This is a genomic window from Mycobacterium aquaticum, assembly GCF_002086485.1.
Taxonomy (GTDB): Bacteria; Actinomycetota; Actinomycetes; order Mycobacteriales; family Mycobacteriaceae; genus Mycobacterium; species Mycobacterium aquaticum.
Genome location: NZ_MVHF01000039.1, coordinates 40,304 through 63,544 on the forward strand (window position 1 = coordinate 40,304; position 23,241 = coordinate 63,544).

Sequence of the window (23,241 nt, forward strand, 5' to 3'; positions counted from 1 at the left end):
ATCCGGACTATCGCACACCCGGCTGAACCCCTGGCATGCTCAACGGATGCCCCGGTTCACACTGGAATCCGCCGACGCCGATTTCTTCACCACCGCGCCGCACATCTTCCGTTACGCCAAACAGTTTGCCGCGCCACCAGAACGGGTGTGGGATTCGCTGACCTCCGACGAGTCGCTGGCTGCCTGGGGACCGTCGGTCACGCGCCTCACCTGGCTGTCGCCGCGGCCGTTCGGGGTCGGCACTTCTCGGGAGGTGGTGCTCGCCCCGGGCGTGGTGAAGGTCCACGAGACGTTCTTCCGCTGGGAGGACGGCCGTCGATATTCGTTCGCTGCGGACCACGCGAACATTCCGTCGCTGCGGCGGTTCGCCGAGGACTACCTGATCGAGCCCGCCGGCGAGGGGCGCACGCAGTTCACCTGGATCGTGGCGATCGAGCCGAAGCCGGCATTCGCGCTGCCGTTCAAGGCGCTGGCCCCGGTGCTCAAGGCGGCATTCGGCCGGTTGGCCTCCGACGGTGAGCGGTACTTCGCCAGGCAGGTGTGAGACAGCTCCCAACCAAGTGGTTGATAGCGTCTGGCCGATGACCGCGCACAGCTGGATCGCCCATCTGCTGAAGTTCGAGCGGGACGGCGACACCTTCCGGATCAAAGAGCCCGGGCGCTCGGCCGTCGCGCGCCTCTACGGCGGGCTGATCGCCGCTCAGGCGCTGGCCGCGGCGGGCGCCACTGTCGGGCCCGGCAAACTACCGCAGTCGCTGCACGCATACTTCGTCCGCGGCGGCCGCTATGACGCCGAGGTCCAGTTCCAGGTCGAGCGCACCCGCGACGGCCGCAGCTTCGACACCCGCCGGGTCACCGCGATCCAGAACGACGCGGTGATCCTGGAGATGATCGCGTCCTTCCACCTGCCGGAGCCGGGTGCCGACTGGTACCCCGACATCCCGACGAAACTCGAATTCGACTCTGCCGCACCGAAAGAGACGCCACTCGACTTCGGCGAATGGTTCGAGCTGCGTACCGTGCCGGGCGACGAGACGGAGTTCGCGGTCCCGCCGTTCTGGATCCGGTCACGCAAACAGATCGAGGACGACCCACTGATCAGAGCCGCCACGCTGGCATTCATGTCGGACCTCGGTCCCGTCCCGGCCGCGCTGCCGCCGCATGTCGAGTTGCGACGCGATCTCGGCTTCGCCGCCAGCCTGGATCACGCCATCTGGTTTCACCGGCCGTTCCAGCCCGACCAATGGCACCGGTATGAGGTCCGGTCGGTGAACCACAACGATTCGCGCGGCCTGTCGGTCGGATCGCTCTATGCCGCGGACGGGACACTGATCGCCAGCACGACCCAGGAAGCCCTCTGGCGCCTGTGACGCGCGTTGACACGTGTCGAGAACTGTGACGAAGCGCGCGTTGACGCGGTAAACCCACCGATCAGACAATTATTTGCGTGTTGGGAAAAAGCGAGCGGGAACTGGTGGCTGACGTCGAGGAGCGATTGGTCAAGCGCTTCGATCAGCTACCGCCCGCTCGTGTGTCCACTGCGGTGCTCGCCGCCCACACCCGATTTCAGGACAGCTCGATCCGCGACTTCATCCCGCTTCTGGTGGAGCGTCGCGTCAGTGCCGAACTTGCCGCGCTGAGCTGAGCTACAACCGCGACTTCACGGCCGCCGACAGCCGCGCGCCGTCGGCCTTGCCGTCGGCGATGGCCGTCGCGACCTTCATCACCTGGCCCATCTGACGCATGCTCGGACGCTCGCCGATGTCCTCGGCCACTTGGGCGATGGCCGAGTCGGCGACATCGGCCAACTCCGCGTCGGTCAACGGCGTCGGCAGGTATTCGTCGATGACCCTGGCCTCGGCATGCTCATTGGCCGCCAACTCGCCTCGGCCGTTCTGCGTGTAGATCGCTGCGGCTTCACCGCGCTTCTTGGATTCGCGCGACAGCACGGCGATCACCTCGGCATCGGAGAGCTCGCGCGCCTGCTTGCCGGCGACCTCTTCGGTCTGTATCGCGGCCAACAACATTCGCAGCGTCGCGGTACGCAACTTGTCCTGCGACTTCATCGCCGCGGTCAGATCTGCGCGCAACTGCTCCTTGAGTTCGGCCATGGCCACAACCTACGCCGCCCGGCAGCGGGTCACGTTGTCAATTTTGCCGGTGATCGACAGGATGGAGAGATGACCAACGACGCCGGCGGGTATTCGCCGTACCCGCCGCCGCCGGGCCAGCCGGGTTACGGACCCCCGCCCGGCTACCAGCCACCGCCTGGGTACGGTCCCCCTCCTGGGTATGGTTACGGGCCGCCACCGGGGTACGGGCCACCGCCGGGGTACGGGCCACCGCCTGGCTATCCGCCGCCGCCACCGGGCTACGGACCCCCACCCGGCTATCCCCCGTATGGGCCGCCACCCGGGTATCCGGTGGCGTTCAAGCCGGGCGTCATACCGCTACGGCCACTGAGCCTTTCGGACATCTTCAACGGCGCCGTCGGGTATGTGCGGGCCAACCCCAAGGCCACGCTCGGACTGACCACCGTCGTCGTGGTGGTCGCGCAGGTCATATCGCTGCTGCTGCAGATCGGCCCGCTGACCACGTTCAGCGATTTCAACTCGACGCTGCAGGGCGACAAGCCGTCTCCGGAAGCTCTCGCAATGGTCTCGGCGGGCAGCTTGGCAGGAGTCATCGTCGCGGCGCTGTCGGGTGTGCTGCTCAGCGGCATGCTGACCGTGGTGGTGGGGCGTGCGGTCTTCGGCGGAACCATCACCATCGGCGACGCCTGGCAGCGGCTACGCGGCAGATTCTGGGCGTTGCTGGGCCTGACCGCCTTGGAAGCCTTGGCATTCGGTCTTCTCGGCGCGATCATCGCGCTCATCATCGTGATCGCCGCGCACGCGGGCGGTGGCGTGGCGGCGTTCGTCGTCGGCGCACCGCTGGTGTTGGCGGCCATCGTCGGCCTGGTCTACGCGGCCACCGTGCTGCTGTTCGCGCCGCCGCTGATCGTGCTGGAACAGCAACGGGTATTCGCTGCCATCGCACGGTCGTTCGCTCTGGTGAAGGGCGACTTCTGGCGCGTGCTGGGCATCTGGCTGTTGGCGGGCATCGTGGCCAGCATGGTCGCCGCGGCGGTCGGGATCCCCTTCGGCATCGTGGGCGGGCTGCTCAGTGGACCCGCCGGCATCTCGATACCGGGATTGGTCATCTCGGCGATCGGCAGTGTCATCGGACAGATCATCACCGCGCCGTTCAATGCCGGTGTCGTCGTGCTGCTCTACACCGACCGGCGTATCCGCGCCGAAGCCTTCGATCTGGTGCTGCAGACCGGTGCGGCCGGGCCCGCGGAATCCACGGACCAGCTGTGGCTGACTCGACCGAGGTGACGTGAGCGCCATCGACATCGACCGCGACGCGGCGCACGACGCTGCGCAGAACGAGCTGAGCAAGCCGATCTATCCGAGATCCTCACCGACTCAACAGTTCCTCGACTGGATCACCGAGCTGTTCTATCGCCTGGCGATGCAGGGCTCGAAGATCCCCGGCGGCTGGTTCACTATTGCCGTGCTGGCGATCCTCGTCGTGCTCGCCGTGGTGGTTGCGGTGCGGACCGCGCGGCGCACGATGCGCACCAACCGCGACCGGCCGTACGCGCTGTTCGGCAGTCAGGAACTCAGCGCAGCCGAGCATCGCCGCACGGCCGAGCAGTATGCAGCCCAGGGCAATTGGGCGGCCGCCATCCGGCACCGGCTGCGTGCGGTGGCCAAACATCTGGAGGAGACGGGGGTTCTCGACCCGGTGCCGGGCCGAACGGCGACCGAGCTGGCAAGCGACGCATCAGTGACGCTCGGCGATTTGTCGAGCGAACTCTTCAGCGCAGCAAGCGTATTCAACGATGTCAGCTACGGTGAACAACCGGGCACCGAGCCGGGATACCGCATGATCGCCGATCTCGACAGCCGTCTGCACGCTCACGGCCGCACACCGGTGGGCGCCACGGCGGCAACCCCCGGCACCGACACCTGGACGCCGGTGCGATGACGTTGCGTTGGCGCACGGCGCGATGGGTGCTGTTGGCAGCCGTCGCCATCGTGGCGGTGGCGACGGTCACCACCTATCTGACCGCACCGCGCCCGGGCGGCAGGCTGGATCCCGAAGCGACCGGGCCCGACGGCGCACATGCCCTGGTCTCCCTGCTGCGCCAGCACGGGGTCGAGGTGATCACCGCCGAGACCATCGGCGACGTTCAGCGCGCCGCCACGCCCGACAGCTTGGTGGTGGCAGCGCAGACGTTGTACCTGTCGGGCGATGACCAGCTGCACCAACTGGCCTCGGCCCCGGGCGATCTGCTGCTGATCGAACCCGCAGGCAAGACCAGGGAGGCGCTGACTCCCCGGATCAAGCAGGGCAAGGCCAGTTCGTTCGGCGGAGGTGCGCCGGGCTGTGACCTACCCGAGGCCACCCGCTCCGGCGATGTCGAACTCGGCCTGACCAACACGTTCGAGCCGGTCGACGACGCTCAGGTGACGCGTTGCTATGAGGGCGCGGTGGTGCGCTACCAGGACGGCCGCCGAACCGTCACTGTCGTGGGCACCGGGGACTTCATGGCCAACAGCGGCCTGCTCAAGGCCGGCAATGCCGCCCTCGCGATGAATCTGGCCGGTGACCGGTCCCGGGTGATCTGGTATGCACCGCAGCACCCAGAAGGCGAATCACCCGGCAACACCGGCATTTCCGATCTGCTACCCAAACAGGTGCGGTGGGTCGTGCTGCAGCTGGCTCTCGTTGTGGCGCTGCTCGCGGTGGCCAGTGCGCGCCGACTCGGGCCTCTGGTCGCCGAATCGCTGCCGGTGGTGGTGCGCGCGTCGGAGACGGTCGAGGGCCGCGGCAGGCTGTACCGCAGCCGGCGCGCACGCGACCGCGCTGCCGACGCCCTGCGGGCAGCCACCGTGACACGGCTGCTGCCGCGGCTCGGCCTCACCACCGGCGCCACGCCGCAGGCGATCGCGGCCGCGGTCGCCGCACGTGGCGGGGGCGACCCCGGCACGGTCGGCCACACACTGTTCGGCCCATCCCCTGGCACCGATTCCGATCTCGTACTTCTGGCCCACCAACTCGACGACATCGAAAGGCAGGTCGTGCAGTCGTGACTCAGCCCGTCCTTGATTCCGATACAGCGCGAAATGCCCTGCTGTCCTTGCGAAATGAGATCGCCAAAGCGGTCGTCGGCCAGGATGCGGTGGTCAGCGGCCTGGTCATCGCACTGCTCTGCCGCGGCCACGTCCTGCTCGAAGGTGTCCCCGGCGTGGCCAAGACCCTGCTGGTGCGCACGCTGGCCGCCGCGCTGCAACTGGAATTCAAACGCGTGCAGTTCACGCCGGACCTGATGCCCGGTGACGTCACCGGATCGTTGGTGTACGACGCGCGCACCGCGGAGTTCGAGTTCCGCGCCGGGCCGGTGTTCACCAATCTTCTTCTCGCCGATGAAATCAACCGGACGCCGCCGAAAACCCAAGCGGCACTCCTGGAGGCGATGGAGGAACGACAGGTCAGCGTCGACGGACAGCCCCGGCCGTTGCCCGACCCGTTCATCGTGGCGGCCACCCAGAACCCCATCGAGTACGAGGGCACCTACCAGCTGCCCGAGGCGCAGCTCGACCGGTTCCTACTCAAGCTCAATGTGCCGCTGCCGCCGCGAGATCAAGAGATCGCGATCCTGGGCCGCCACGCCCACGGTTTCGACCCTCGCGACTTGTCCGCGGTGCGACCGGTGGCCGGTGCCGCCGAGTTGGCCGCCGGTCGCGAAGCAGTTCGGCAGGTGTTGGTGGCCGACGAGGTGCTCGGTTATATCGTCGACATCGTCGGTGCCACACGGCATTCCCCGGCCCTGCAGCTGGGCGTGTCGCCGCGCGGCGGTACCGCGTTGCTGGCTACCGCGCGGTCCTGGGCCTGGCTGTCCGGCCGCAACTACGTCACGCCTGACGACGTCAAAGCCATGGCACGTTCCACGCTGCGGCACCGCATCGCGCTGCGGCCCGAGGCCGAGCTGGAAGGTGCGACCCCCGACGGTGTACTCGACGGCATCCTGGCGGCCGTGCCGGTCCCGCGCTGATGGTTCTCACCCGCCGGGCCGGTGTCGCCGCGCTGATCGCCACCGTGCCGATCGCGCTGGCACCGTGGCCGGCAACGGTTTTCGTGGTCCTGCTGGCCTTGCTGGCGATCGCGGTCGCGCTGGATGTGACGCTGGCCGGCCGCCCGGCATCGGCGGCAATCGTGCGCAGCGGGGACAGCACGGCGCGGCTGGGGCAGACCGTCGACGCGGTGCTGACGGTGCAGAACACCGGCCATCGCCGCATCAGGGGACAACTGCGTGACGCCTGGGCGCCAAGTGCGGGCGCCGATCCACGCACCCACCCGCTGAATATCGCTGCCGGGCAACAGGTTCAGCTCACCACCCGGTTGCGGCCGGTGCGGCGCGGAGACCTACGGTCGGAGTTCATCGCGGTGCGTTCGATCGGCCCGCTCGGGCTCGCCGGCCGTCAGCGGACATTACCGGTCGCGGGGCAGGTGCGGATCCTGCCACCCTTCCTGTCCCGCAAGCATTTACCGTCGCGACTGGCCCGACTGCGCGAGCTGGACGGCGCCATACCGGTGCTGATCCGCGGGCAGGGCACCGAATTCGACTCGCTGCGTGAGTATGTCGTCGGCGACGACGTCCGCTCCATCGACTGGCGCGCCACCGCCCGCCGCGCCGACGTGGTGGTGCGCACCTGGCGCCCGGAACGGGACCGTCGGGTGGTGATCGTGCTCGACACCGGGCGCACGTCGGCCGGTCGCGTCGGCGTCGCCCCGACCGCTAGTGATCCGAGCGGCTGGCCCCGGCTGGACTGGTCGATGGATGCGGCGCTGCTACTGGCGGCGTTGGCATCGCGGGCCGGTGATCACGTGGATTTCCTTGCCTTCGACCGAGTTACCCGCGCCGGGGTGTGGGGCGCGTCGCGCACCGAGCTGCTGGCCCAGCTGGTGGAGGCGATGGCGCCGCTGCAGCCGGCCCTGGTGGAGTCCGACGCGTCGGCGCTGGTCGCCGCGGTGACCCGGCGGGTGCGCCAACGCGCTCTGGTGGTGCTGCTGACCGACCTCAACGCCTCGGCACTCGACGAAGGCCTCATGGCGGTGCTACCCCGGCTGTCGACGAAACATCAGGTGCTGCTCGCAGCGGTGGCAGACCCTCGGGTCGAGCGGCTGGCCGCCGGCCGTGACGACGCAGCGCAGGTGTACGACGCGGCAGCTGCGGAGCGGGCCCGCAACGACCGGCGAGCCATCGCAACCCGGCTGCGGCGCAACGGTGTTGACGTGGTCGATGCCGCGCCCGAAGAACTGGCGCCGACCCTGGCCGACCACTATCTCGCGATGAAGGCGGCCGGAAAGCTCTAGTTCCCTTGCGCGAACAGACAGCTGGGTACCGGAAACGCCGCGTGTCGCGTACCGCAACGTCTGCTCGCGGGAGGGCTCAGCCCACCGGCAAGACGTCTGGGGCGTCCTCGACGTCGCCGGTCTCACCGGCCCGCACGGCCTTTCGCCCGAAGTAGATGACGTAGGCCAGGAACGCGACCTCGACGGTGATCCCGATCCCGATCCGCACCGCGGTGGGTAGCGGTGACGGCGTCACCATCGCCTCGACCAGGCCGGAGACCAGCAGCACCGCCGCCAGACCTACGGCGACTGCCACCACCGCCCGGCCCTGCTCGGCGAGCACCTGCCCGCGCGGCCGGTCCCCGGGCGCGATCACCATCCAGCCCAACCGCATCCCGACGGCTCCGGCGAGGAACACGGCAGTGAGCTCGAGTAGGCCGTGCGGCAGGATCAGGCCCAGAAACAGATCACCCTTGTTGGCGGAGAACATCAGCCCGGCGATGACGCCCAGGTTGGCCGCGTTCTGGAACAGCAGATACGGGATGGGTAGTCCGAGCAGGATCGCAAACCCGATGCATTGGGCGGCGACCCAGGAGTTGTTCACCCACACCTGCAGTGCGAACGAGCCTGCCGGGTTCTCGCTGTAGTACGACGCGAAATCATGATTGACCAATTGGTCGATCTCGCTAGGGGTTCCGATGGCCGTGTGCACATCGGGATTGCCGCCGACCCAGAAGGCCAGCGCGAACACCACCGCCATGAACACCACGGCTGTGCCGAGCCACCAGCGCCATGACCGGTAGGCCACCACCGGAAAAGACACCGTCCAGAACCGGACCAGCTCGCGCCACAGCGGGGCATGCGCACCGGTCACCACGGAACGGGCCTGCGCCACCAACCCCGACAGCTTGCCGATCAGCACCGAATCACTCGATGCCGATCGCACCATCGACAGATGAGTGGACACCCGCTGGTAAAGGTCCACCAGCTCGTCCACCTCGGCGCCGGTCAGCCGTCTGCGCCGTTTGACCAACTGCTCCAGCCGGTCCCAGGTGGCGCGATGGGCCAGCACGAACGCATCGACATCCACCCGGCCGATGGTAATCGGTAGGTTGGGACGCTATGTCCTTCCAACCGGCGTCAGCGCCCGGGCCGCTGGTGACCGGGGATGCGGTGATCCTCGACATCCAGATCGCGCAGCTGCCGGTGCGCGCCCTCGCCTCGATGATCGACATCCTGGTGATCGTCGCGGGGTACATCGCGGGCGTGATGCTGTGGGCGCTGACCCTCACTCAGCTCGACGATGCGCTGTCGGCGGCCATCCTGATCATCTTCACGGTGCTGACACTGGTGGGTTATCCGCTGGTCATGGAGACGACGACACGCGGCCGCTCGCTGGGCAAGATGGCGCTGGGATTGCGCGTGGTATCCGAGGACGGCAGCCCGGAACGCTTCCGCCAGGCGCTGTTTCGGGCGTTGTCCGGCTTCATCGAGATCTTCATGTTCACCGGAGGCCCCGCGGTGATCTGCAGCCTGATCTCGCCCAAGGGCAAACGGATCGGCGACATCTTCGCCGGCACGCTGGTGATCAGCGAGCGCGGCCCCAAGCTGACGCCGCCGCCGGTCATGCCGCCAATGCTGGCGTGGTGGGCGTCGTCGCTGCAGCTCTCCGGACTCGGCCCCGACCAGGTCGAGTTGGCCCGGCAGTTCCTGTCCCGGGCCGGCCAGCTCAACCCCCGCATCCGCGACGAAATGGGCCAGCGGGTGCTGCACGAGGTCGCGACCCGCATATCGCCGCCACCGCCGCCCGGCGCTCCGCCGCAGTACGTGCTGGCCGCGGTGCTCGCCGAACGGCACCGCCGCGAGGTTGCCCGGCTGCTGCCGCCCACACCGGGTCCGTACCCGCAGGCTCCGCAGTACGCGCCACCACCGGCGATCCCGCCACAACCGCCTGCTCAGCCCGGCGGATTCGCTCCGCCCAACTGACCGCACACTCCGGCCGCATCGGTGATGGGACACACATGTCCCATTTTGGCCCAATCGTGCTACATTTTGATGCATGAGTATCCAGGTGGCCACCCAGGGCGGAGTGCGTGAGCGCACCCGCAGGGCGATCCTGGATGCCGCGATGACCATGCTGGCCGACCATCCGGCCGCCAGCATGGCCGAAATCGCCGCGGCCGCGAACGTCGGGCGCAGCACGGTGCACCGCTACTACGCCGAGCGGTCCGATCTGCTGCGCGCGGTCGCCTACCACGTGCACGCGCTGAGCAGCGCCGCGATCGAACTCGCCGAGCCCACCAACGGCCCGCCAGAAGCAGCGCTGCGCCGTGTGGTGGAGAGCCAGCTGGACCTCGGCCCCATCGTGCTCTACATCTACAGCGAACCGACCATTCAGGCCGATCGCGAGCTGGCAGCCCACTTGGACACCGGCGACGAGGCCATCACCGAGGTTCTCGAGCGAGCTTCGGCGGACTGTCCCGAATATCCCCCTGGATGGGCCCGCCGGGTGTTCTGGGCGCTGCTGCTCGCCGGCTACGAGGCCATCAAGCAGGACGGCACCGCGCGGCATCAGGTGGTCGACGCCATCATGAACAGCCTCACCGTCGGCACCGTTCACCTGCCGCGTAGCTGAACTTCTCTGCACCACACCGCTTTCCATTTTTTCTCATTTTGAACTACAGGAGTCTTCTCATGTCCGCCTGCCTCGACGCAACGCCGTCGCAGACAGTCACCACCCCCAAACGCGCCTGGATGGCGCTGGCCGTCCTGATGCTGCCGGTGCTGCTCATCGCCATCGACAACACCGTGCTGGCTTTCGCGCTACCGATGATCGCCGAGGATTTCCGCCCCGCGGCATCGGTCCAGCTCTGGATCGTCGACGTCTATTCACTGGTGCTGGCCGCGCTGCTGGTCGCCATGGGCAGCTTCGGTGACCGGATCGGCAGGCGCCGCATCCTGCTGATCGGCGCCAGCGGCTTCGCCGTCATGTCGGTCGCGGCCGCGTTCGCCCCCAGCGCGGCGTACCTCGTCGCGGCCCGCGCGGCCCTGGGCGTGTTCGGCGCGATGCTGATGCCCGCGACACTGTCGCTGATCCGGAACATCTTCACCGAGGCGGGCCCTCGCCGGCTCGCCATCGCGATCTGGGCGTCCTGCTTCACGGCAGGCACCACGCTGGGCCCCATCGTCGGTGGCGCTCTGCTGCAGCACTTCCACTGGGGTTCGGTGTTCCTTGTCGCCGTGCCGATCCTGCTGCCGCTGCTGGTGCTCGGCCCGCGCCTGGTCCCCGAGTCCCGTGACCCGAATCCGGGCCCTGTCGACCTGCTGAGCGTGACCCTGTCGTTCACCGCGATGCTGCCGTTTGTCTGGGCCGTCAAAACCGTCGCGCACGACGGGTTGTCGGTGCCGGTCGGGATCGGATTCGCCGTCGGCATCGTCTCGGGTGTGTTGTTCGTGCGCCGGCAGAACCGCAGTGCCACACCGATGCTCGATATGAGCCTGTTCTCCTACGGCCCGTTCAGCTCGTCGGTGCTCGCGAACTTCCTGTCCATCGTGGGCTTGATCGGGTTCGTGTTCTTCATCTCCCAGCACCTGCAGCTGGTGCTCGGCCTCTCGCCGCTGGCGGCCGGTCTGGTCACCCTGCCCGGCGCCCTGGTGTCGATGATCGCCGGTATCGCCGTGGTGAAGGCAGCCAAACGCTTTTCGGTGCCGACGCTGATGGTGGGCGGTTTGACGTTCGTCGCGGCCGGCTTCGGAATGATCATGCTGTTCCGTCATGACCTGACGGTGGTCGCGGTGATCGTGTCGTTCATCGTGCTGGAACTCGGCGTCGGTGTTTCGCAGACCGTGTCCAACGACACCATCGTCGCCTCGGTGCCTGCCGCGAAAGCCGGTGCCGCATCGGCGGTCTCGGAGACTGCCTATGAGCTGGGCGCCGTGGTGGGTACCGCGACACTGGGGACCATCTTCAGCGCGTTCTACCGCACCAACGTCGAGATTCCGGCCGGGCTGACGCCCGAGCAGGCCGGTGCGGCCGGCGAGAGCATCGGCGGCGCCGTATCGGTGGCCACCGAGCTGCCCGCGGAAACCGCGGCGCGCCTGCTGGATTCGGCCCGCGCGGCGTTCGACTCCGGCATCGCGCCGACGGCCTTGATCGCGGCGGCGCTGTCGCTGACGGCCGCGGCGATCGTGGCGTGGTCGTTCCGCGGAGCTGCTCAGCGGTAACGCAGCCCGGCCATCAGCAGTGCCCCGGCGAGGAATCCGCTGACCGTACGGACATGGTTCCACGCCGTCCAGGTGCTCAGGTATGCCTGCCATTCGGTGGCGGCATCGGCCAGGTCGACACCGTCGAGGTGGTTGTTCAACGGCACGTTGAACGCCATGGTGACGACCAGGGGAAGCACCCCGACGACCGCACCGGCCAGCAGCAGCCAGCCGCCCGGCCGGCTCAACTGGAACAGGGCGACCACGCCGACCGCCATCGCCAGCACCGCCGATCCGAGGAAGAACAACAGGAACGCGGGGTTGGCGTTGGCCTCGGCGTTGATCCCGCGCATGGCGGTGATCGCGGCGACCGGGCCCGTGCGGTCCAGACCGCGCATGACGAACGTCGAGAAGGCATAGAACAGGCCACCGGCGGCGGCACCGGCCAGTGCGGTGGTGGCGGTCAGGATGGTGATGGGGCTGAGATTCATGGCTTCAGTCAACGGCCACAGGCCAAGACGTTCCATCGCTGGAAGTCCTGTTTGCATACGCAGGAGTCTTGAGAGGATGTGCGTGATGACGCGCGATTTCGATGCGCTGGTCGCCGAGGCCGACGCCGCACCGATCGACGGGTGGGATTTCTCCTGGCTCGACGGGCGGGCCACCGAAGCCCGGCCGTCGTGGCGATACCAGCAGCTGCTCGGGCAGCGACTGTCCTCGGTGGCGTCGGCGCTGGATCTGCAGACCGGTGGGGGCGAGGTGCTCGCCGGTGTACCCGCGTTCCCTCCGACCATGGCGGCGACCGAGGCCTGGCCGGCCAATCTGGACCGGGCCACCCGGCTGCTGGGCCCGCGCGGCGTCGTGGTGGTCGCCGCTCGCGACGAGCCGCCACTTCCGTTCGCCGACGCCGCATTCGAACTCGTGACGAGCCGGCATCCCGTCACGGTGTGGTGGGCGGAGATCGCCAGGGTGCTCACACCCGGGGGAAGCTACTTCGCTCAACATGTCGGGCCGGCAAGCGTTTTCGAGCTGGTGGAGTTCTTCCTCGGCCCGCAGCCCGACGCCCGCCGCAAACGCGATGCCGTCACGGAGAGCGCGGCAGCCCGGGCCGCAGGCCTCGAGATTGTCGACCTGCGCTCCGAACGGCTGCGGATGGAGTTCTTCGACGTCGGCGCAGTGGTGTACTTCCTGCGCAAGGTGGTCTGGACGGTGCCCGGATTCACCGTGGCCCGCTACCGCGACCGCCTGCTGCACCTGCATCGCCAGATCGAGTCGGATGGGCCGTTCGTGGCGCACTCGTCGCGACATCTGATCGAAGCCCGCAAACCGGGCTGACGGTTACGCTACGGCTGTGGACGCGCTGGCCGGACTACTCGACGGCGTGCGGGCGCGAGGTGCGTTCGTGTTGCGGATGCAGCTGGACCCGCCGTGGTCGATGCGTATCCGCGACGAGGCACCGCTGACCCTGATCTGCCAGACCGCGGGCCGAGCAGTCATCGTCGGCGATACCACCGGTCTGACCTGGCTGGGTCCCGGGGATGTGGCGGTGACGCGCGGTGCCGAGCACTACACGTTCGCCGACGATCCCGCGACGACGCCGTCGGTGGTGATCCACCCCGGGCAGCGCTGCACCACGCTCGCAGGCGCCGATCTGCGGTTCGAGTTCTCGCTCGGCGTGCGGACCTGGGGCAACGCCGCAGCAGGCGCGAGCCAGTCCGTGGTGTGCGCTTACGAGGGCCGCAGCGCGGTGAGCGCCCGGCTGCTCGACGCGCTACCCGACGTGCTGGTGGTGCGCAGCACCGACTGGGATTCCCCGCTGGTGAACCTGCTCGCCACAGAGGCAGGCAACGACGGCCCGGGGCAGGAAGCCTACCTCGACCGGCTGCTCGACCTGTTGCTGATGGCCGTGCTGCGCAGCTGGTTCGCCCAGCCCGGCAATGCTCCCGCCTGGTGGCGGGCCGAGCGGGATCCGGTCGTCGGCCCTGCGCTTCGGCTCATGCACCACAACCCGGCGCACCCGTGGACCGTCGCCAATCTTGCTGCCGCCGTGGGATGTTCACGCGCCGTCTTCGCCCGCAGGTTCACCGAGCAGGTCGGCGAGCCGCCGATCGCGTTCCTCACCGGCTGGCGACTGGCCCTGGCTGCCGATCTGCTCGCAGGCAGCCAGGCCACGGTCGCCGCGGTGGCCCGAGAGGTGGGCTACTCGACGCCGTTCGCACTCAGCAGTGCCTTCAAACGGGCCTACGGCATCAGCCCCAACGCGCACCGCGCGCTGGCGGGTTGAGACTTGACGGAAGACCTCGCACTCGCGACTATCTCAGCGACTTCGCAGACCCTTTGACACAGAACGGATATCACATGTCGATACGTTGGGGAATCGTCGGGCCCGGTCGAATCGCGGCGAAGCTGGTGAGCGACTTCGCCCACGTACCCGACGCGACAGTCCTCGCGGTGGCGTCCCGATCCGCTGATCGCGCAAGCGCTTTTGCCGACAAGTACGGCATCGAGCGCAGCTACGGGTCGTACCGGGAAATCATCGCCGACCCCGAAATCGACGTGCTGTACATCGCGACCCCGCATACGCACCACCTCGCCATCGGGCTCGCCGCTGCCGCGGCAGGCAAGGCGTTGCTGGTGGAGAAGTCCTTCACCGCCACCATCGAAGGCGCCGAGGCACTGGTCGAGGCGGTGCGCCGGCACCGCGTGTTCGCGATGGAGGCGATGTGGACCCGCTTCCAGCCCGCGGTCGTGGCCGCGCGCAAATTGCTCGCCGACGGTGCGATCGGCACGGTTCGGTCGGTGCAGGCCGACCTCGGCGTGACCCGAACGTTCGACCCGACCGATCGGGTATTCGCCCATGAACTCGGTGGTGGCGCCCTCTTGGACCTGGGCGTCTACGTGGTGTCGTTTGCGCAGATGGTGCTGGGAAATCCGACGTCCGTTTCGGCGCTGGGGTCGCTCGAACCGTCGGGGGTGGACGCCGACGCCACCCTGCTGCTCGGTTTCGACGAGGGTAGGACCGCCACGCTGATGTGCTCGTTGCACAGCCCGATGCCCGGACACGCCCGGATATTCGGCAGCACGGGGTGGATCGACATCCTCCCGCGCTTCCATCACCCGAATTCCTTTGTGCTGCACCGGCAAGGCCACGACTCCGAACAGTTCGACCTGCCCGCGCTCGGAGATGGGTTCTCGCACGAACTCATCGAGGTCACCGAGGCACTCAAGGCCGGCCGCACCGAAAGCGCGGTCATGCCGCTCGATGACACGCTGACCGTGCAACGGGCATTGGAGGATGCGCTGAGGCAACTCGGCGTCCGCTTTGTCGAGGAGCCCGCGGGTTTCTGACCGCGCAGCCCTTGTCTGCCCCGGCGCGCGCCTACCCGCGCCGGGGACGCTTCCTACTCAAACGGGTAGATCAAACCATCCCAATTTGGCGTTCCTCCCACCCTCAAATGCCAGGACGATGTGTAGTCAGGTCCCACCTCTGGATGAGGAGAAGAGAATCATGTCCGTCGCCAAGACCTACCCCGCCTCGGAAGTAACCCGGGACAGCATCACCAAGAACATCGCCCTGGTTCGGGACGAGATCGCGAGCACCACCTCCAAAGTCAACCAAGAGCAGGTGGCCATCCTGGCCCGCCACCTCGTCCGCGGCGGTCGAGTGTTCGTGGCAGGCGCGGGCCGCAGCGGCCTGGTCCTGCGCATGGCCGCCATGCGCCTGATGCACTTCGGCCTCAACGTGCACGTCGCGGGAGACACCACCACGCCGGCGATCGCCGATGGTGACCTGCTGCTGGTGGCGTCCGGCTCGGGCACCACCTCCGGTGTGGTCAAGTCCGCCCAGACCGCGAAGAAGGCCGGGGCGCGCATCGCCGCCTTCACCACCGATCCGAACTCGCCGCTGGCCGGTCTCGCCGACGCTCTGGTGATCATCCCCGCCGCGCAGAAGACCGATCACGGCTCGCACATCTCGCGGCAGTACGCCGGATCCCTTTTCGAGCAGGTGCTGTTCGTCGTCACCGAGGCCGTCTTCCAGTCGCTGTGGGATCACACCGACGTCGAGGCCGAGGAACTGTGGACGCGCCACGCCAACCTGGAGTGATCGGTCCCCACCGGCCCACTCACCACAGTTCCCCGCAGACGTCAGAAAGCTGAACCCTATGACCGAAACCTTCCGTCCCGCAGAACTTTTCGAGGGCAAGCTCGACGAAGCCCTGCTCGCCCCGCCCCTGGCCGAGGTGATCGGTGACGAGATCCCGACCCGCATCGCCATTCCCTTCAAGAGCGACGACGAGCGCATCCTCTCCGGCGTCTGGGAGGCCAACCCCGGCCTGTCCCGCTGGGAGTTCCTGGACCGGGGCGAATCGATCCACGTCCTCGAAGGCCGCATGGTCGTCACAGAGGATGGCGGCGAGCCCGTCACCGTGGAAGCCGGCTCTGCCGCCTTCTTCCCCATCGGATGGAAGGGCACCTGGGAAATCCAGGAGCGGATCCGCAAGTTCTTCGTGATCTTCGCGGCTTAACCCGATGCGCGGCCAGGCCCAGGGGTATACCCCCGGGCCTGTCTGTGTGATTGGGACGTCACGAGATCCATGCCCGCACAGAGAAAACAGAAAACAGAAAGGCACAACCAATGACCGAAGTTTTCCGGCCCGTCGACCGTTTCGAGGAGAACCTCGAAGTGGCTCAGCTCGGCCAGCCCTCGGCCGAGGTGCTGGGCGACCCGATCGCCACGCGCTCTTCCGTTCCGTTCATCGATGAAGACCACGGCATCCGTTCCGGTGTCTGGGAGGCCCAGCCGGGCCTGTCCCGCTGGGAGTTCATCGACCGCGGTGAGATCATCCACGTCCTCGAAGGGCGCATGATCGTCACCCAGGATGGCGGATCCCCCATCACCCTCGAAGCCGGCTCTGCCGCCTTCTTCCCCATTGGGTGGACGGGAACCTGGGAGATCCAGGAGCGCATCCGCAAGTTCTTCGTGGTCTACGCGAAGTAGTCGGTGCTTGTCAGGCCCGGGGCACGTCCTCGGGCCTGACAGCCCACCGGGATCCCCGAAGAGCCTTCCTGACCTCACCACCGGCGTGATGATGCCATCGACCGTCACTGCACGGCCTCGGCGCAATTCACTTGAATACTGCGACGGCCCTTGACGATAGCGAGATGCGTCACCCACCCTCGATCAACCGCCGAGTTCGACCACTCGCACTCCGTCCGCGCAGCAATCATGGGCCCGCAGCGCCGGCACCGAGCCAGCTGCGAGGCGATACCGAGGAGCCGGCGGTGGCCAAATACGTTGTGTCGCACCTACCTCCAACGAGCTGAGTCGAAACATGAAAATCGGAATCCTCACCAGCGGCGGCGACTGCCCCGGATTGAACGCGGTCATCCGCGCCGCCGTGCTCAAAGGCATTGCCGTCCACGGTCTCGAATTCGTTGGCTTCCTTGACGGCTGGCGCGGCGTGGTCCAGGGCGACGTCATCGACATCCCGCGCAGCATGGTTCGCGGCATCGCCAAGCAGGGCGGCACCATCCTGGGTACCTCGCGCACCAACCCGTTCGAGAACGGCGGCGGACCCGAGGTGATCAAGGGCCACATGGCCCGGCTGGGCATCGACTCGATCATCGCCATCGGCGGTGAGGGAACGTTGGCCGCCGCCAAGCGCCTGACCGATGCCGGGCTGAAGATCGTGGGTGTCCCGAAGACCGTGGACAACGACCTCGATGCCACGGACTACACCTTCGGTTTCGACACCGCGGTGCAGATCGCCACCGAAGCGATCGACCGGCTGCGCACCACGGGCGAATCACACCACCGGTGCATCATCGCCGAGGTCATGGGCCGGCACGCGGGCTGGATCGCGCTGCACGCAGGCATGGCGGCCGGTGCCCACGCCATCCTCATCCCGGAACAGAAGATCAGCATCGACCAAATCACCCAGTGGGTGAAGGGCGCCCACTCCCGCGGGCGCGCACCGCTGGTCGTGGTGGCCGAAGGGTTTGTGCCCGAGCACATGGAATCCCCGCACTCCACGCGCGGGCTGGACGCCTTCGGCCGTCCCCGGCTCGGCGGGATCGCCGACCAGTTGGCGCCCGAGATCGAAAGTCGCACCGGCATCGAGACCCGCGCCACCATCCTGGGCCACATCCAGCGCGGCGGCGTGCCGTCGGCGTTCGACCGGGTCCTGGCCACCCGGCTGGGCATGGCGGCCATCGACTCCGTGGTCGCCGGCCACTGGGGCACCATGGTTGCGCTGAAAGGCACGGAGATCGAACACGTGAGCTTCGAGGAGGCCCTCGGCAACCTCAAGGCCGTTCCGCTGAAGCGCTACGAAGAGGCCGCATACCTGTTCGGCTGAGTCCCACAACGAATCTGGCCGACCCGCCCGGAGGCGGATCGGCCAGATTCAATGCTTTTCTCGTCAGACGTGCTTGGCTCTGTGCCAGCGCTTGGCAGCGACCTGATAGGCGTCGAGCAGGCTCAGTGCGTACACGAAAACCCCTCCGGCCACGCGTCCGATGGCAGAGGCTTCCGGCGGTGCCACCATGTACGTGACCACGCCAAGCAACACGATGTAGAAGGCGAACACCAGGCCCCGGCGGGGTTGTCCGTTCACGACCTGCCCCACTCCGGGTAGGAGTATGGCGATGCCGAGGACCATCAAGGGATGAATCAGTCGGTTCACAGCGACTCTGCCTCCGATACTGCTACCGGGCGACGCGAGTTCAGGCCGGCAGCCTGATCGCAGAGCCCGTCGATCATGGTGACCGCCTTGTACAGATCCTCCGCCGTCACCCGCGCTTCGGAGAGATCAGCCCGCCGAGTGACCCGGTATGCCGTCGAATTCGCCTGTGCGCCACGAACGACGCAGCGGACACCCCGCTCGGTCACCAGAACCTGCTTGACCGCGGCATCCTCGGTAACCAAACCGACTGCGGCGTCAGCCAATTCACGGTCGACGCCGTCGGGGTCACAGGCCACCGACACCCACTTGGGCCAGGCCGGGTCGCGCCACCGCAGCAGATCACGGTGACCGGAGTAGAACTCGTTGCCGGTCTCGTTGCTCAACACCGACAAACTCGGCTGCCCGGGAATGTGTTCACGCATGGTGACGATCAGGCGCAGCACCGGCACGGTGCGTAGCGCGAGAGCGTCGACCACCGGCTCCACCCGGACGTCGCGGCCCTCGAATCGCCCATACATCAGCGGGAATTCGAGTCCGCGGGGAACGACGCGGCATTGTTCGAGCACGTCGGTGGCGTGCTCGAACAATGCCGCCCGGTCGCGCTGAACGCGGGCCAGGTGACGGCGGTGCTGGTAGGTCAGCACCACCGCCCCCACTGCGGCCATCGTCAGCGCGACCCAGAGCGTTCCGGACATCAGTAACCTCGAGGACGCGGCAACGGCGCGGTGAACTCGGCGTCCCGGTCGACGTACTTGAACCGCCGGAGCACGAACCACACCGAGGCGAGCAAGTAGAACACCAGGATCGACATCAGTGTGGTGCCGTAGCCCAGGTACGTCGCGAAGAACACGATCGCCGCGATCACTGCCAGTGCAATCGAAGGGATCGGATGCATCGGCAGCGTGTAGGCCCGCTTGATGGAGCCGATCGGCCACAGCTTCCGGAACCGCAGCATGTTGACCACCATGAACGCGTAGGTCAGGAGGCCCGACAGGATCGAGAACGTGATCACGGTCGACAGCAGCGTCGGCTTGTTGAGCAGCAGCGGAAGGATCGCGAAGGCGATCGCCACCGGCACCAGGAACAGGATCGACCGGTACGGCGTCCGGTACCGCGGGTGCACGGCGCCGAACCACTCCGGCAGGTAACGGTCGCGACTCATCGCGAACCAGGACCGGGAGGAGTCGGTGATGCAGCCGTTGGCCGAGGCCAGCGTCGCCGCGAGCGTGCCGAGGAACAGCAGCCAGACGAGCACACCGGAATGGGTGAGCTGCGCGGCGTCGAACAGCGGTGTGATCGACGTGCCCAGGTACTGCCAGGGCAGAAGAGACGCGCAGAGGTACCAGGTGAGGCTCGCCGCGATGATCAGCGTCATGATGCCGGCGAGGCTGCCGAGCGGGATCGACCGGCTCGGCGAGCGGCACTCCTCCGCGGCCTGGGCGGTGCCCTCGATGCCGAGGTAGAACCACATGCCGAACTGGAAGGCCGCGATCACGCCGATCCACCCGTAGGGAAGCCCGGCATCGGCCGATGAGACCAGTGCGCTGAACTGCGTGCCCATGTCCCAGCCGGAGACCCCGATGAACAGCGCGATGATGGTCAAGAAGGCGAAGCCCGTGATGATGAAGTTGACCGAAAGGGTCGCCAGCACGCCGCGGTAGTTCAGCAGCGCGAGCAGCAGGATTGCCAGTACGGCGAACGGATAGGCCGACAGGTGCTGCTTGTTACCGAGCAACCCCGACATCGTGGTGAGCAGGTCGCCGAGAACGTTCGCGTTGGCGGCTTCCAGCATGGTGTAGGCCATGGTGAGATACAGCCCCACGTTGAACGCCATCAGCGGGCCGATCGAGTGCTTGGCCTGCGCGTACTGACCACCGGCTGCCGGGATCGCCGACGCGACCTCGGAGTTGATCATGACGACGCAGGTGTAGAGCAGGCCGACGAACCAACAGGCGATGAGCGATCCGTACAGGCCGCCCTTCTCCACCGTGAAGTTCCAGCCCATGAACTCGCCGACCAGCACGATGCCGACACCCAACCCCCAGATATGGATGGGGCCGAGCACCTTCTTCAGAGTGAGCGCTTCGGTGCCTCCACCGGTGCTAACTTCGCTCATGATTGACGCCTTTCAATGTCATCCGACTCGCCGGACAAATGCTGCCATTGCGCGTCCTCGCCGAGATCCTCAATGGTGTGCACGAGGAATTCCTCGTCGTAGTCGCGGCTGACCTTGTACGCGTCGAAAAGCATCCAGGCGGCGACCAGCGCGGCGAGAACCCAGGCGCCGTATTCGAAAAGAGTCCAAAAATTCATGATTCCCGTCCCGGTCCGAACCTGGCTGTGATGACTTCGCGGTATTCGCGGAACGACATGAGATACACGAATGCCAGGTATGCGGCAGCCAGCGCGGTTATCCCGATCAGCGGCAGCCATTCGATCGTGTATTTGTTGTCGCTCGGCGTATTGGCCGTGGCCAGATCCCCAACAGTCGCATCGTCGACCATGTCTTTCGACTTCATGAGTTCGAACTGTTGCTTTTCCGCCGGGCTCATATTGAGCTGCGAGATGGCGGTGGGCTCCGATGCGGCAGGCGCTTGGTCCTCCTGCGCGAAGACGAAGGTCGTGACGAACAGCGTGATGAACAGCAAGGCGATCAGGCTCGCTGCGTCCACGAACTGTCCGGCCTTCGACTGCCGCGTGGAGTCCGATGTCGCATTCGTCATGCCGCGGTCACCTCCGCGCTGCGCGTGGCCTGCTTGGCCTTCCGGTTCGCGTCCAGGTGGTGAATGTCCTCGCCGTAGACGTGCTCACGCTCGATCTTGTAACGCCGGCTCATCGAGAGCAGCCCCAGCGAATTGAACGTTCCCAAGATGATGAACGCGACCGCGAGAATGGCCTTGACTTTCACGTCGTCGATGACGCTGAAAGCGGCGACGTACGTGAATAGCAAAGTCGCCCACATCAAAGCCGCGAGTAATGTAGCGACGCCGACATCTCGCTTGAACATGGATTGAATCCGTGCATCGAGGCCAGGGTCCATGACAATTTACCTCTTCCTGCGGCATCAGCCGCATTCTTCACGGCATCGAAGAAATGCCAGAATGGTGGGGGGCACCGAATCGGTTTTTCAGGGAACGACAGAAATTTCGTCGAATTTCAGCGGAGTTGTGGCGAGTTGCCAACGAGCGGCTTTCGACGTCCTGCACGACGTCGAAGGAGCCGCAGCACTAGGGATACGGAGGCGTGGGCTGTAGCGCCGAAGGCAGGTTCGACGAGCGGACGAGTCGCCACTCACCGAACTGACCTCGACGGTCCACGTGGATCTCCTTACGGGCTCTCGTTCTCGGAGACACTCCGATGACGACGCAAAGCCGGTTTCCCTACACGAAACTCTGTTTCCCAGTAAGAATGGAACAACGTCCCGGGCCATGTGTCAAGAGTCACATCGTGCGACTCGGTGTGATGTCCGGATATGCCCAGTTGAGGGACGTGGTACCCGAATCTGAGAACTGGCCCACCAAGGCCACGGGACGGCGTTCACGGGCCGTCCGAGGGGCCCTGCCGGGGCCCGCGTACACCCGAAAGGCTTTGACCTGATTCGTTATTCGCCGGCGTCGGGCCGGCCGGCGCGCACGCCGACAACGGCCCGGGCGAGCGCCCGGGCCGTGACGGTTTGCCAGTGCGATGGCTATGACGGCACAGCGTCCATCACGCCGTGCCGCGTGCCGCCTCACGTACCCCCACGGCCACGTGAGGGCTCTACGAGAGGCTCAGAATGTCTTACCGGCCGAGCCGAGCTGCTGGGTGGCCTCGACCAGCCGTGCCGCCATCCCGGCTTCGGCCTTGGCGCCCCACACGCGCGGATCGTAGGTCTTCTTGTTACCGATCTCGCCGTCGACCTTGATCACACCGTCGTAGTTCTTCAGCATGTGGTCGGCGACGGGACGCGTGTACGCGTACTGCGTGTCGGTGTCGATGTTCATCTTGATCGTGCCGTAGGAGACAGCGTCGGCGATCTCCTGCTCGCTCGAGCCCGAGCCGCCGTGGAAGACCAGGTCGAACGGCTTGACCTTGCCGATCTTGGCACCGACCTGCTCCTGGATGTCCTTCAGGATCTCCGGGCGCAGCTTCACGCCACCCGGCTTGTACACACCGTGCACGTTGCCGAAGGTGAGAGCCGTGATGTAGCGGCCGTTCTCGCCTGAGCCAAGGGCGTCGATCGTGGCCAGGGCATCGTCGACCGTGGTGTAGAGCTTCTCGTTGATGGCGTTCTCGACGCCGTCTTCCTCACCACCGACGGTGCCGATCTCCACTTCGAGCACCATCTTGGCCGCCGCGGTGCGCGGGAGCAGCTCACGGGCGATCCGCAGGTTCTCCTCAAGGGTCTCCGCGGAGCCGTCCCACATGTGCGAGTTGAACAGCGGATTACGACCGGCCTTGACCTCTTCCTCAGAGGCGGCCAGCAGGGGCAGCACGAAACCGTCCAGCTTGTCCTTGGGGCAGTGGTCGGTGTGCAGCGCGATGTTCACGTTGTACTGCTTGGCGACCTCGCGCGCGAAAGCCGCGAAGGCCAGCGACCCGACCACCATGTTCTTGGCCGAGGCGCCCGACCAGTAGGCCGAGCCGCCCGTGGTGATCTGGAGAATGCCGTCGGACTCGGCGTCGGCGAAGCCACGTAGAGCCGCGTTCAGCGTCTGGGAAGACGTGACGTTCACGGCCGGGTAAGCGAAGCCGCCCGACTTCGCACGGTCGAGCATCTCGGCGTAGATCTCTGGTGTTGCTATGGGCATGCTGCCTCCTGTGTTGAGTTTTCGTCGGCGGGAACGAGCTTCGGCCTAACCCTAGGCACCGCACCAATGTCGGTTCCCAGCAGCGCAGCCGTCGACCTGCCCAGCCTTCTGGCCCGGGAAGGTCGACGGCTGCCGTACCGAGGCGTCGAGCGCTT

The 23,241-nt window shown here is 66.8% G+C and carries 28 protein-coding genes; 18 read left to right on the top strand and 10 right to left on the bottom strand.

Annotated features, from left to right (window positions below; genetic code table 11):
* Positions 1 to 46: 46 nt before the first annotated feature.
* The 3 genes from BST13_RS28465 to BST13_RS28475 all read left to right on the top strand — a co-directional run bounded on the left by BST13_RS28465 (position 47) and on the right by BST13_RS28475 (position 1,645).
* Positions 47 to 544 (top strand): SRPBCC family protein, encoded by a 498-nt coding sequence (locus BST13_RS28465; RefSeq protein WP_083168220.1) that lies wholly within the window; start codon positions 47 to 49, stop codon positions 542 to 544.
* A gap of 37 nt (positions 545 to 581) precedes the next feature.
* Positions 582 to 1,370: an acyl-CoA thioesterase gene (locus tag BST13_RS28470; RefSeq protein WP_083168222.1), complete on the top strand. Its 789-nt coding sequence runs from the start codon at positions 582 to 584 to the stop codon at positions 1,368 to 1,370.
* Positions 1,371 to 1,447: 77 nt separating this feature from the next.
* Positions 1,448 to 1,645, top strand: coding sequence for a three-helix bundle dimerization domain-containing protein (locus BST13_RS28475; RefSeq protein WP_083168225.1), 198 nt, complete (start codon positions 1,448 to 1,450; stop codon positions 1,643 to 1,645).
* 1 nt (position 1,646) lies between these two features.
* Here the strand turns inward: BST13_RS28475 and BST13_RS28480 are convergent, their stop codons facing one another.
* Positions 1,647 to 2,111 (bottom strand): GatB/YqeY domain-containing protein, encoded by a 465-nt coding sequence (locus BST13_RS28480; protein WP_083168305.1) that lies wholly within the window; start codon positions 2,109 to 2,111, stop codon positions 1,647 to 1,649.
* Positions 2,112 to 2,180: 69 nt separating this feature from the next.
* Here BST13_RS28480 and BST13_RS28485 point away from each other — a divergent pair, with 69 nt between their 5' ends.
* The 5 genes from BST13_RS28485 to BST13_RS28505 are packed head-to-tail and all read left to right on the top strand — an operon-like array spanning position 2,181 to position 7,428.
* Entirely contained in the window at positions 2,181 to 3,380 is a 1,200-nt protein-coding gene (locus BST13_RS28485) for a DUF7847 domain-containing protein (protein WP_083168228.1), read from the top strand.
* 1 nt (position 3,381) lies between these two features.
* Positions 3,382 to 4,035: a DUF4129 domain-containing protein gene (locus tag BST13_RS28490; RefSeq protein WP_083168230.1), complete on the top strand. Its 654-nt coding sequence runs from the start codon at positions 3,382 to 3,384 to the stop codon at positions 4,033 to 4,035.
* The gene (locus BST13_RS28495) at positions 4,032 to 5,144 is read left to right on the top strand and encodes a DUF4350 domain-containing protein (protein WP_083168233.1); all 1,113 of its coding nucleotides are present in this window, start codon (positions 4,032 to 4,034) and stop codon (positions 5,142 to 5,144) included. The genes BST13_RS28490 and BST13_RS28495 overlap by 4 nt, the downstream gene beginning before the upstream one ends.
* Positions 5,141 to 6,106 (top strand): AAA family ATPase, encoded by a 966-nt coding sequence (locus tag BST13_RS28500; RefSeq protein ID WP_083168235.1) that lies wholly within the window; start codon positions 5,141 to 5,143, stop codon positions 6,104 to 6,106. The genes BST13_RS28495 and BST13_RS28500 overlap by 4 nt, the downstream gene beginning before the upstream one ends.
* Positions 6,106 to 7,428 (top strand): DUF58 domain-containing protein, encoded by a 1,323-nt coding sequence (locus BST13_RS28505; protein WP_083168238.1) that lies wholly within the window; start codon positions 6,106 to 6,108, stop codon positions 7,426 to 7,428. Before BST13_RS28500 ends, BST13_RS28505 begins: the two co-directional genes overlap by 1 nt.
* A 76-nt stretch (positions 7,429 to 7,504) precedes the next feature.
* Here the strand turns inward: BST13_RS28505 and BST13_RS28510 are convergent, their stop codons facing one another.
* Entirely contained in the window at positions 7,505 to 8,497 is a 993-nt protein-coding gene (locus tag BST13_RS28510) for a stage II sporulation protein M (RefSeq protein ID WP_083168240.1), read from the bottom strand.
* Between the two features lie 32 nt (positions 8,498 to 8,529).
* On the opposite strand from BST13_RS28510, the gene BST13_RS28515 reads away from it, so the two are divergent.
* From BST13_RS28515 to lfrA, 3 genes are all read left to right on the top strand, one after another.
* Entirely contained in the window at positions 8,530 to 9,393 is an 864-nt protein-coding gene (locus BST13_RS28515) for an RDD family protein (protein WP_083168243.1), read from the top strand.
* Positions 9,394 to 9,466: 73 nt separating this feature from the next.
* Positions 9,467 to 10,042 (top strand): TetR/AcrR family transcriptional regulator, encoded by a 576-nt coding sequence (locus tag BST13_RS28520; protein WP_083168245.1) that lies wholly within the window; start codon positions 9,467 to 9,469, stop codon positions 10,040 to 10,042.
* A gap of 59 nt (positions 10,043 to 10,101) precedes the next feature.
* Positions 10,102 to 11,631 (top strand): efflux MFS transporter LfrA, encoded by a 1,530-nt coding sequence (gene lfrA / locus BST13_RS28525; RefSeq protein ID WP_083168248.1) that lies wholly within the window; start codon positions 10,102 to 10,104, stop codon positions 11,629 to 11,631.
* On the opposite strand, the gene BST13_RS28530 is transcribed toward lfrA, so the two are convergent.
* Complete coding sequence (locus tag BST13_RS28530; protein WP_083168251.1) at positions 11,622 to 12,101, bottom strand: anthrone oxygenase family protein; 480 nt, start codon at positions 12,099 to 12,101, stop codon at positions 11,622 to 11,624. The genes lfrA and BST13_RS28530 overlap by 10 nt on opposite strands.
* A gap of 85 nt (positions 12,102 to 12,186) precedes the next feature.
* On the opposite strand from BST13_RS28530, the gene BST13_RS28535 reads away from it, so the two are divergent.
* From BST13_RS28535 to BST13_RS28565, 7 genes are all read left to right on the top strand, one after another.
* Positions 12,187 to 12,945, top strand: coding sequence for a methyltransferase domain-containing protein (locus BST13_RS28535; protein WP_083168253.1), 759 nt, complete (start codon positions 12,187 to 12,189; stop codon positions 12,943 to 12,945).
* A gap of 16 nt (positions 12,946 to 12,961) precedes the next feature.
* The gene (locus BST13_RS28540; RefSeq protein WP_083168256.1) at positions 12,962 to 13,894 is read left to right on the top strand and encodes an AraC family transcriptional regulator; all 933 of its coding nucleotides are present in this window, start codon (positions 12,962 to 12,964) and stop codon (positions 13,892 to 13,894) included.
* A gap of 74 nt (positions 13,895 to 13,968) precedes the next feature.
* Positions 13,969 to 14,958: a Gfo/Idh/MocA family protein gene (locus BST13_RS28545; protein WP_083168258.1), complete on the top strand. Its 990-nt coding sequence runs from the start codon at positions 13,969 to 13,971 to the stop codon at positions 14,956 to 14,958.
* 160 nt (positions 14,959 to 15,118) lie between these two features.
* Complete coding sequence (gene hxlB / locus BST13_RS28550; protein WP_083168261.1) at positions 15,119 to 15,715, top strand: 6-phospho-3-hexuloisomerase; 597 nt, start codon at positions 15,119 to 15,121, stop codon at positions 15,713 to 15,715.
* A gap of 58 nt (positions 15,716 to 15,773) precedes the next feature.
* A complete protein-coding gene (locus tag BST13_RS28555; protein WP_064947532.1) occupies positions 15,774 to 16,136 on the top strand; it encodes a cupin domain-containing protein in 363 nt (120 codons plus the stop codon).
* Between the two features lie 110 nt (positions 16,137 to 16,246).
* Entirely contained in the window at positions 16,247 to 16,609 is a 363-nt protein-coding gene (locus BST13_RS28560) for a cupin domain-containing protein (RefSeq protein WP_083168264.1), read from the top strand.
* Between the two features lie 334 nt (positions 16,610 to 16,943).
* Positions 16,944 to 17,969: an ATP-dependent 6-phosphofructokinase gene (locus BST13_RS28565; protein WP_083168266.1), complete on the top strand. Its 1,026-nt coding sequence runs from the start codon at positions 16,944 to 16,946 to the stop codon at positions 17,967 to 17,969.
* 63 nt (positions 17,970 to 18,032) lie between these two features.
* Here the strand turns inward: BST13_RS28565 and BST13_RS28570 are convergent, their stop codons facing one another.
* From BST13_RS28570 to fbaA, 7 genes are all read right to left on the bottom strand, one after another.
* A complete protein-coding gene (locus BST13_RS28570) occupies positions 18,033 to 18,296 on the bottom strand; it encodes a hypothetical protein (protein ID WP_087073396.1) in 264 nt (87 codons plus the stop codon).
* Positions 18,293 to 18,991: a hypothetical protein gene (locus tag BST13_RS28575; protein ID WP_083168271.1), complete on the bottom strand. Its 699-nt coding sequence runs from the start codon at positions 18,989 to 18,991 to the stop codon at positions 18,293 to 18,295. The genes BST13_RS28570 and BST13_RS28575 overlap by 4 nt, the downstream gene beginning before the upstream one ends.
* Positions 18,991 to 20,412: an APC family permease gene (locus tag BST13_RS28580; RefSeq protein WP_083168274.1), complete on the bottom strand. Its 1,422-nt coding sequence runs from the start codon at positions 20,410 to 20,412 to the stop codon at positions 18,991 to 18,993. The genes BST13_RS28575 and BST13_RS28580 overlap by 1 nt, the downstream gene beginning before the upstream one ends.
* On the bottom strand, positions 20,409 to 20,609 hold the full coding sequence (locus BST13_RS28585) for a hypothetical protein (protein WP_083168276.1): 201 nt from the start codon (positions 20,607 to 20,609) through the stop codon (positions 20,409 to 20,411). Before BST13_RS28585 ends, BST13_RS28580 begins: the two co-directional genes overlap by 4 nt.
* On the bottom strand, positions 20,606 to 21,019 hold the full coding sequence (locus tag BST13_RS28590) for a hypothetical protein (protein ID WP_083168279.1): 414 nt from the start codon (positions 21,017 to 21,019) through the stop codon (positions 20,606 to 20,608). Before BST13_RS28590 ends, BST13_RS28585 begins: the two co-directional genes overlap by 4 nt.
* Entirely contained in the window at positions 21,016 to 21,336 is a 321-nt protein-coding gene (locus BST13_RS28595) for a hypothetical protein (RefSeq protein WP_083168282.1), read from the bottom strand. Before BST13_RS28595 ends, BST13_RS28590 begins: the two co-directional genes overlap by 4 nt.
* Before the next feature lie 730 nt (positions 21,337 to 22,066).
* On the bottom strand, positions 22,067 to 23,086 hold the full coding sequence (gene fbaA / locus BST13_RS28600; protein WP_083168284.1) for a class II fructose-bisphosphate aldolase: 1,020 nt from the start codon (positions 23,084 to 23,086) through the stop codon (positions 22,067 to 22,069).
* Positions 23,087 to 23,241: the final 155 nt, after the last annotated feature.

What these genes read in the sequence shown, in the direction of transcription:
- BST13_RS28485 (WP_083168228.1), top strand. Translation starts at nt 2,181, where the DNA reads ATGACCAACGACGCCGGCGGGTATTCGCCGTACCCGCCGCCGCCGGGC.
- BST13_RS28595 (WP_083168282.1), bottom strand. Translation starts at nt 21,336, where the DNA reads ATGGACCCTGGCCTCGATGCACGGATTCAATCCATGTTCAAGCGAGAT.
- BST13_RS28495 (WP_083168233.1), top strand. Translation starts at nt 4,032, where the DNA reads ATGACGTTGCGTTGGCGCACGGCGCGATGGGTGCTGTTGGCAGCCGTC.
- BST13_RS28585 (WP_083168276.1), bottom strand. Translation starts at nt 20,609, where the DNA reads ATGAATTTTTGGACTCTTTTCGAATACGGCGCCTGGGTTCTCGCCGCG.
- BST13_RS28545 (WP_083168258.1), top strand. Translation starts at nt 13,969, where the DNA reads ATGTCGATACGTTGGGGAATCGTCGGGCCCGGTCGAATCGCGGCGAAG.
- BST13_RS28505 (WP_083168238.1), top strand. Translation starts at nt 6,106, where the DNA reads ATGGTTCTCACCCGCCGGGCCGGTGTCGCCGCGCTGATCGCCACCGTG.
- BST13_RS28535 (WP_083168253.1), top strand. Translation starts at nt 12,187, where the DNA reads ATGACGCGCGATTTCGATGCGCTGGTCGCCGAGGCCGACGCCGCACCG.
- BST13_RS28470 (WP_083168222.1), top strand. Translation starts at nt 582, where the DNA reads ATGACCGCGCACAGCTGGATCGCCCATCTGCTGAAGTTCGAGCGGGAC.
- BST13_RS28560 (WP_083168264.1), top strand. Translation starts at nt 16,247, where the DNA reads ATGACCGAAGTTTTCCGGCCCGTCGACCGTTTCGAGGAGAACCTCGAA.
- BST13_RS28515 (WP_083168243.1), top strand. Translation starts at nt 8,530, where the DNA reads ATGTCCTTCCAACCGGCGTCAGCGCCCGGGCCGCTGGTGACCGGGGAT.
- BST13_RS28590 (WP_083168279.1), bottom strand. Translation starts at nt 21,019, where the DNA reads ATGACGAATGCGACATCGGACTCCACGCGGCAGTCGAAGGCCGGACAG.
- BST13_RS28580 (WP_083168274.1), bottom strand. Translation starts at nt 20,412, where the DNA reads ATGAGCGAAGTTAGCACCGGTGGAGGCACCGAAGCGCTCACTCTGAAG.
- BST13_RS28565 (WP_083168266.1), top strand. Translation starts at nt 16,944, where the DNA reads ATGAAAATCGGAATCCTCACCAGCGGCGGCGACTGCCCCGGATTGAAC.
- BST13_RS28530 (WP_083168251.1), bottom strand. Translation starts at nt 12,101, where the DNA reads ATGAATCTCAGCCCCATCACCATCCTGACCGCCACCACCGCACTGGCC.
- BST13_RS28555 (WP_064947532.1), top strand. Translation starts at nt 15,774, where the DNA reads ATGACCGAAACCTTCCGTCCCGCAGAACTTTTCGAGGGCAAGCTCGAC.
- BST13_RS28480 (WP_083168305.1), bottom strand. Translation starts at nt 2,111, where the DNA reads ATGGCCGAACTCAAGGAGCAGTTGCGCGCAGATCTGACCGCGGCGATG.
- BST13_RS28575 (WP_083168271.1), bottom strand. Translation starts at nt 18,991, where the DNA reads ATGTCCGGAACGCTCTGGGTCGCGCTGACGATGGCCGCAGTGGGGGCG.
- lfrA (WP_083168248.1), top strand. Translation starts at nt 10,102, where the DNA reads ATGTCCGCCTGCCTCGACGCAACGCCGTCGCAGACAGTCACCACCCCC.
- BST13_RS28520 (WP_083168245.1), top strand. Translation starts at nt 9,467, where the DNA reads ATGAGTATCCAGGTGGCCACCCAGGGCGGAGTGCGTGAGCGCACCCGC.
- hxlB (WP_083168261.1), top strand. Translation starts at nt 15,119, where the DNA reads ATGTCCGTCGCCAAGACCTACCCCGCCTCGGAAGTAACCCGGGACAGC.
- fbaA (WP_083168284.1), bottom strand. Translation starts at nt 23,086, where the DNA reads ATGCCCATAGCAACACCAGAGATCTACGCCGAGATGCTCGACCGTGCG.
- BST13_RS28465 (WP_083168220.1), top strand. Translation starts at nt 47, where the DNA reads ATGCCCCGGTTCACACTGGAATCCGCCGACGCCGATTTCTTCACCACC.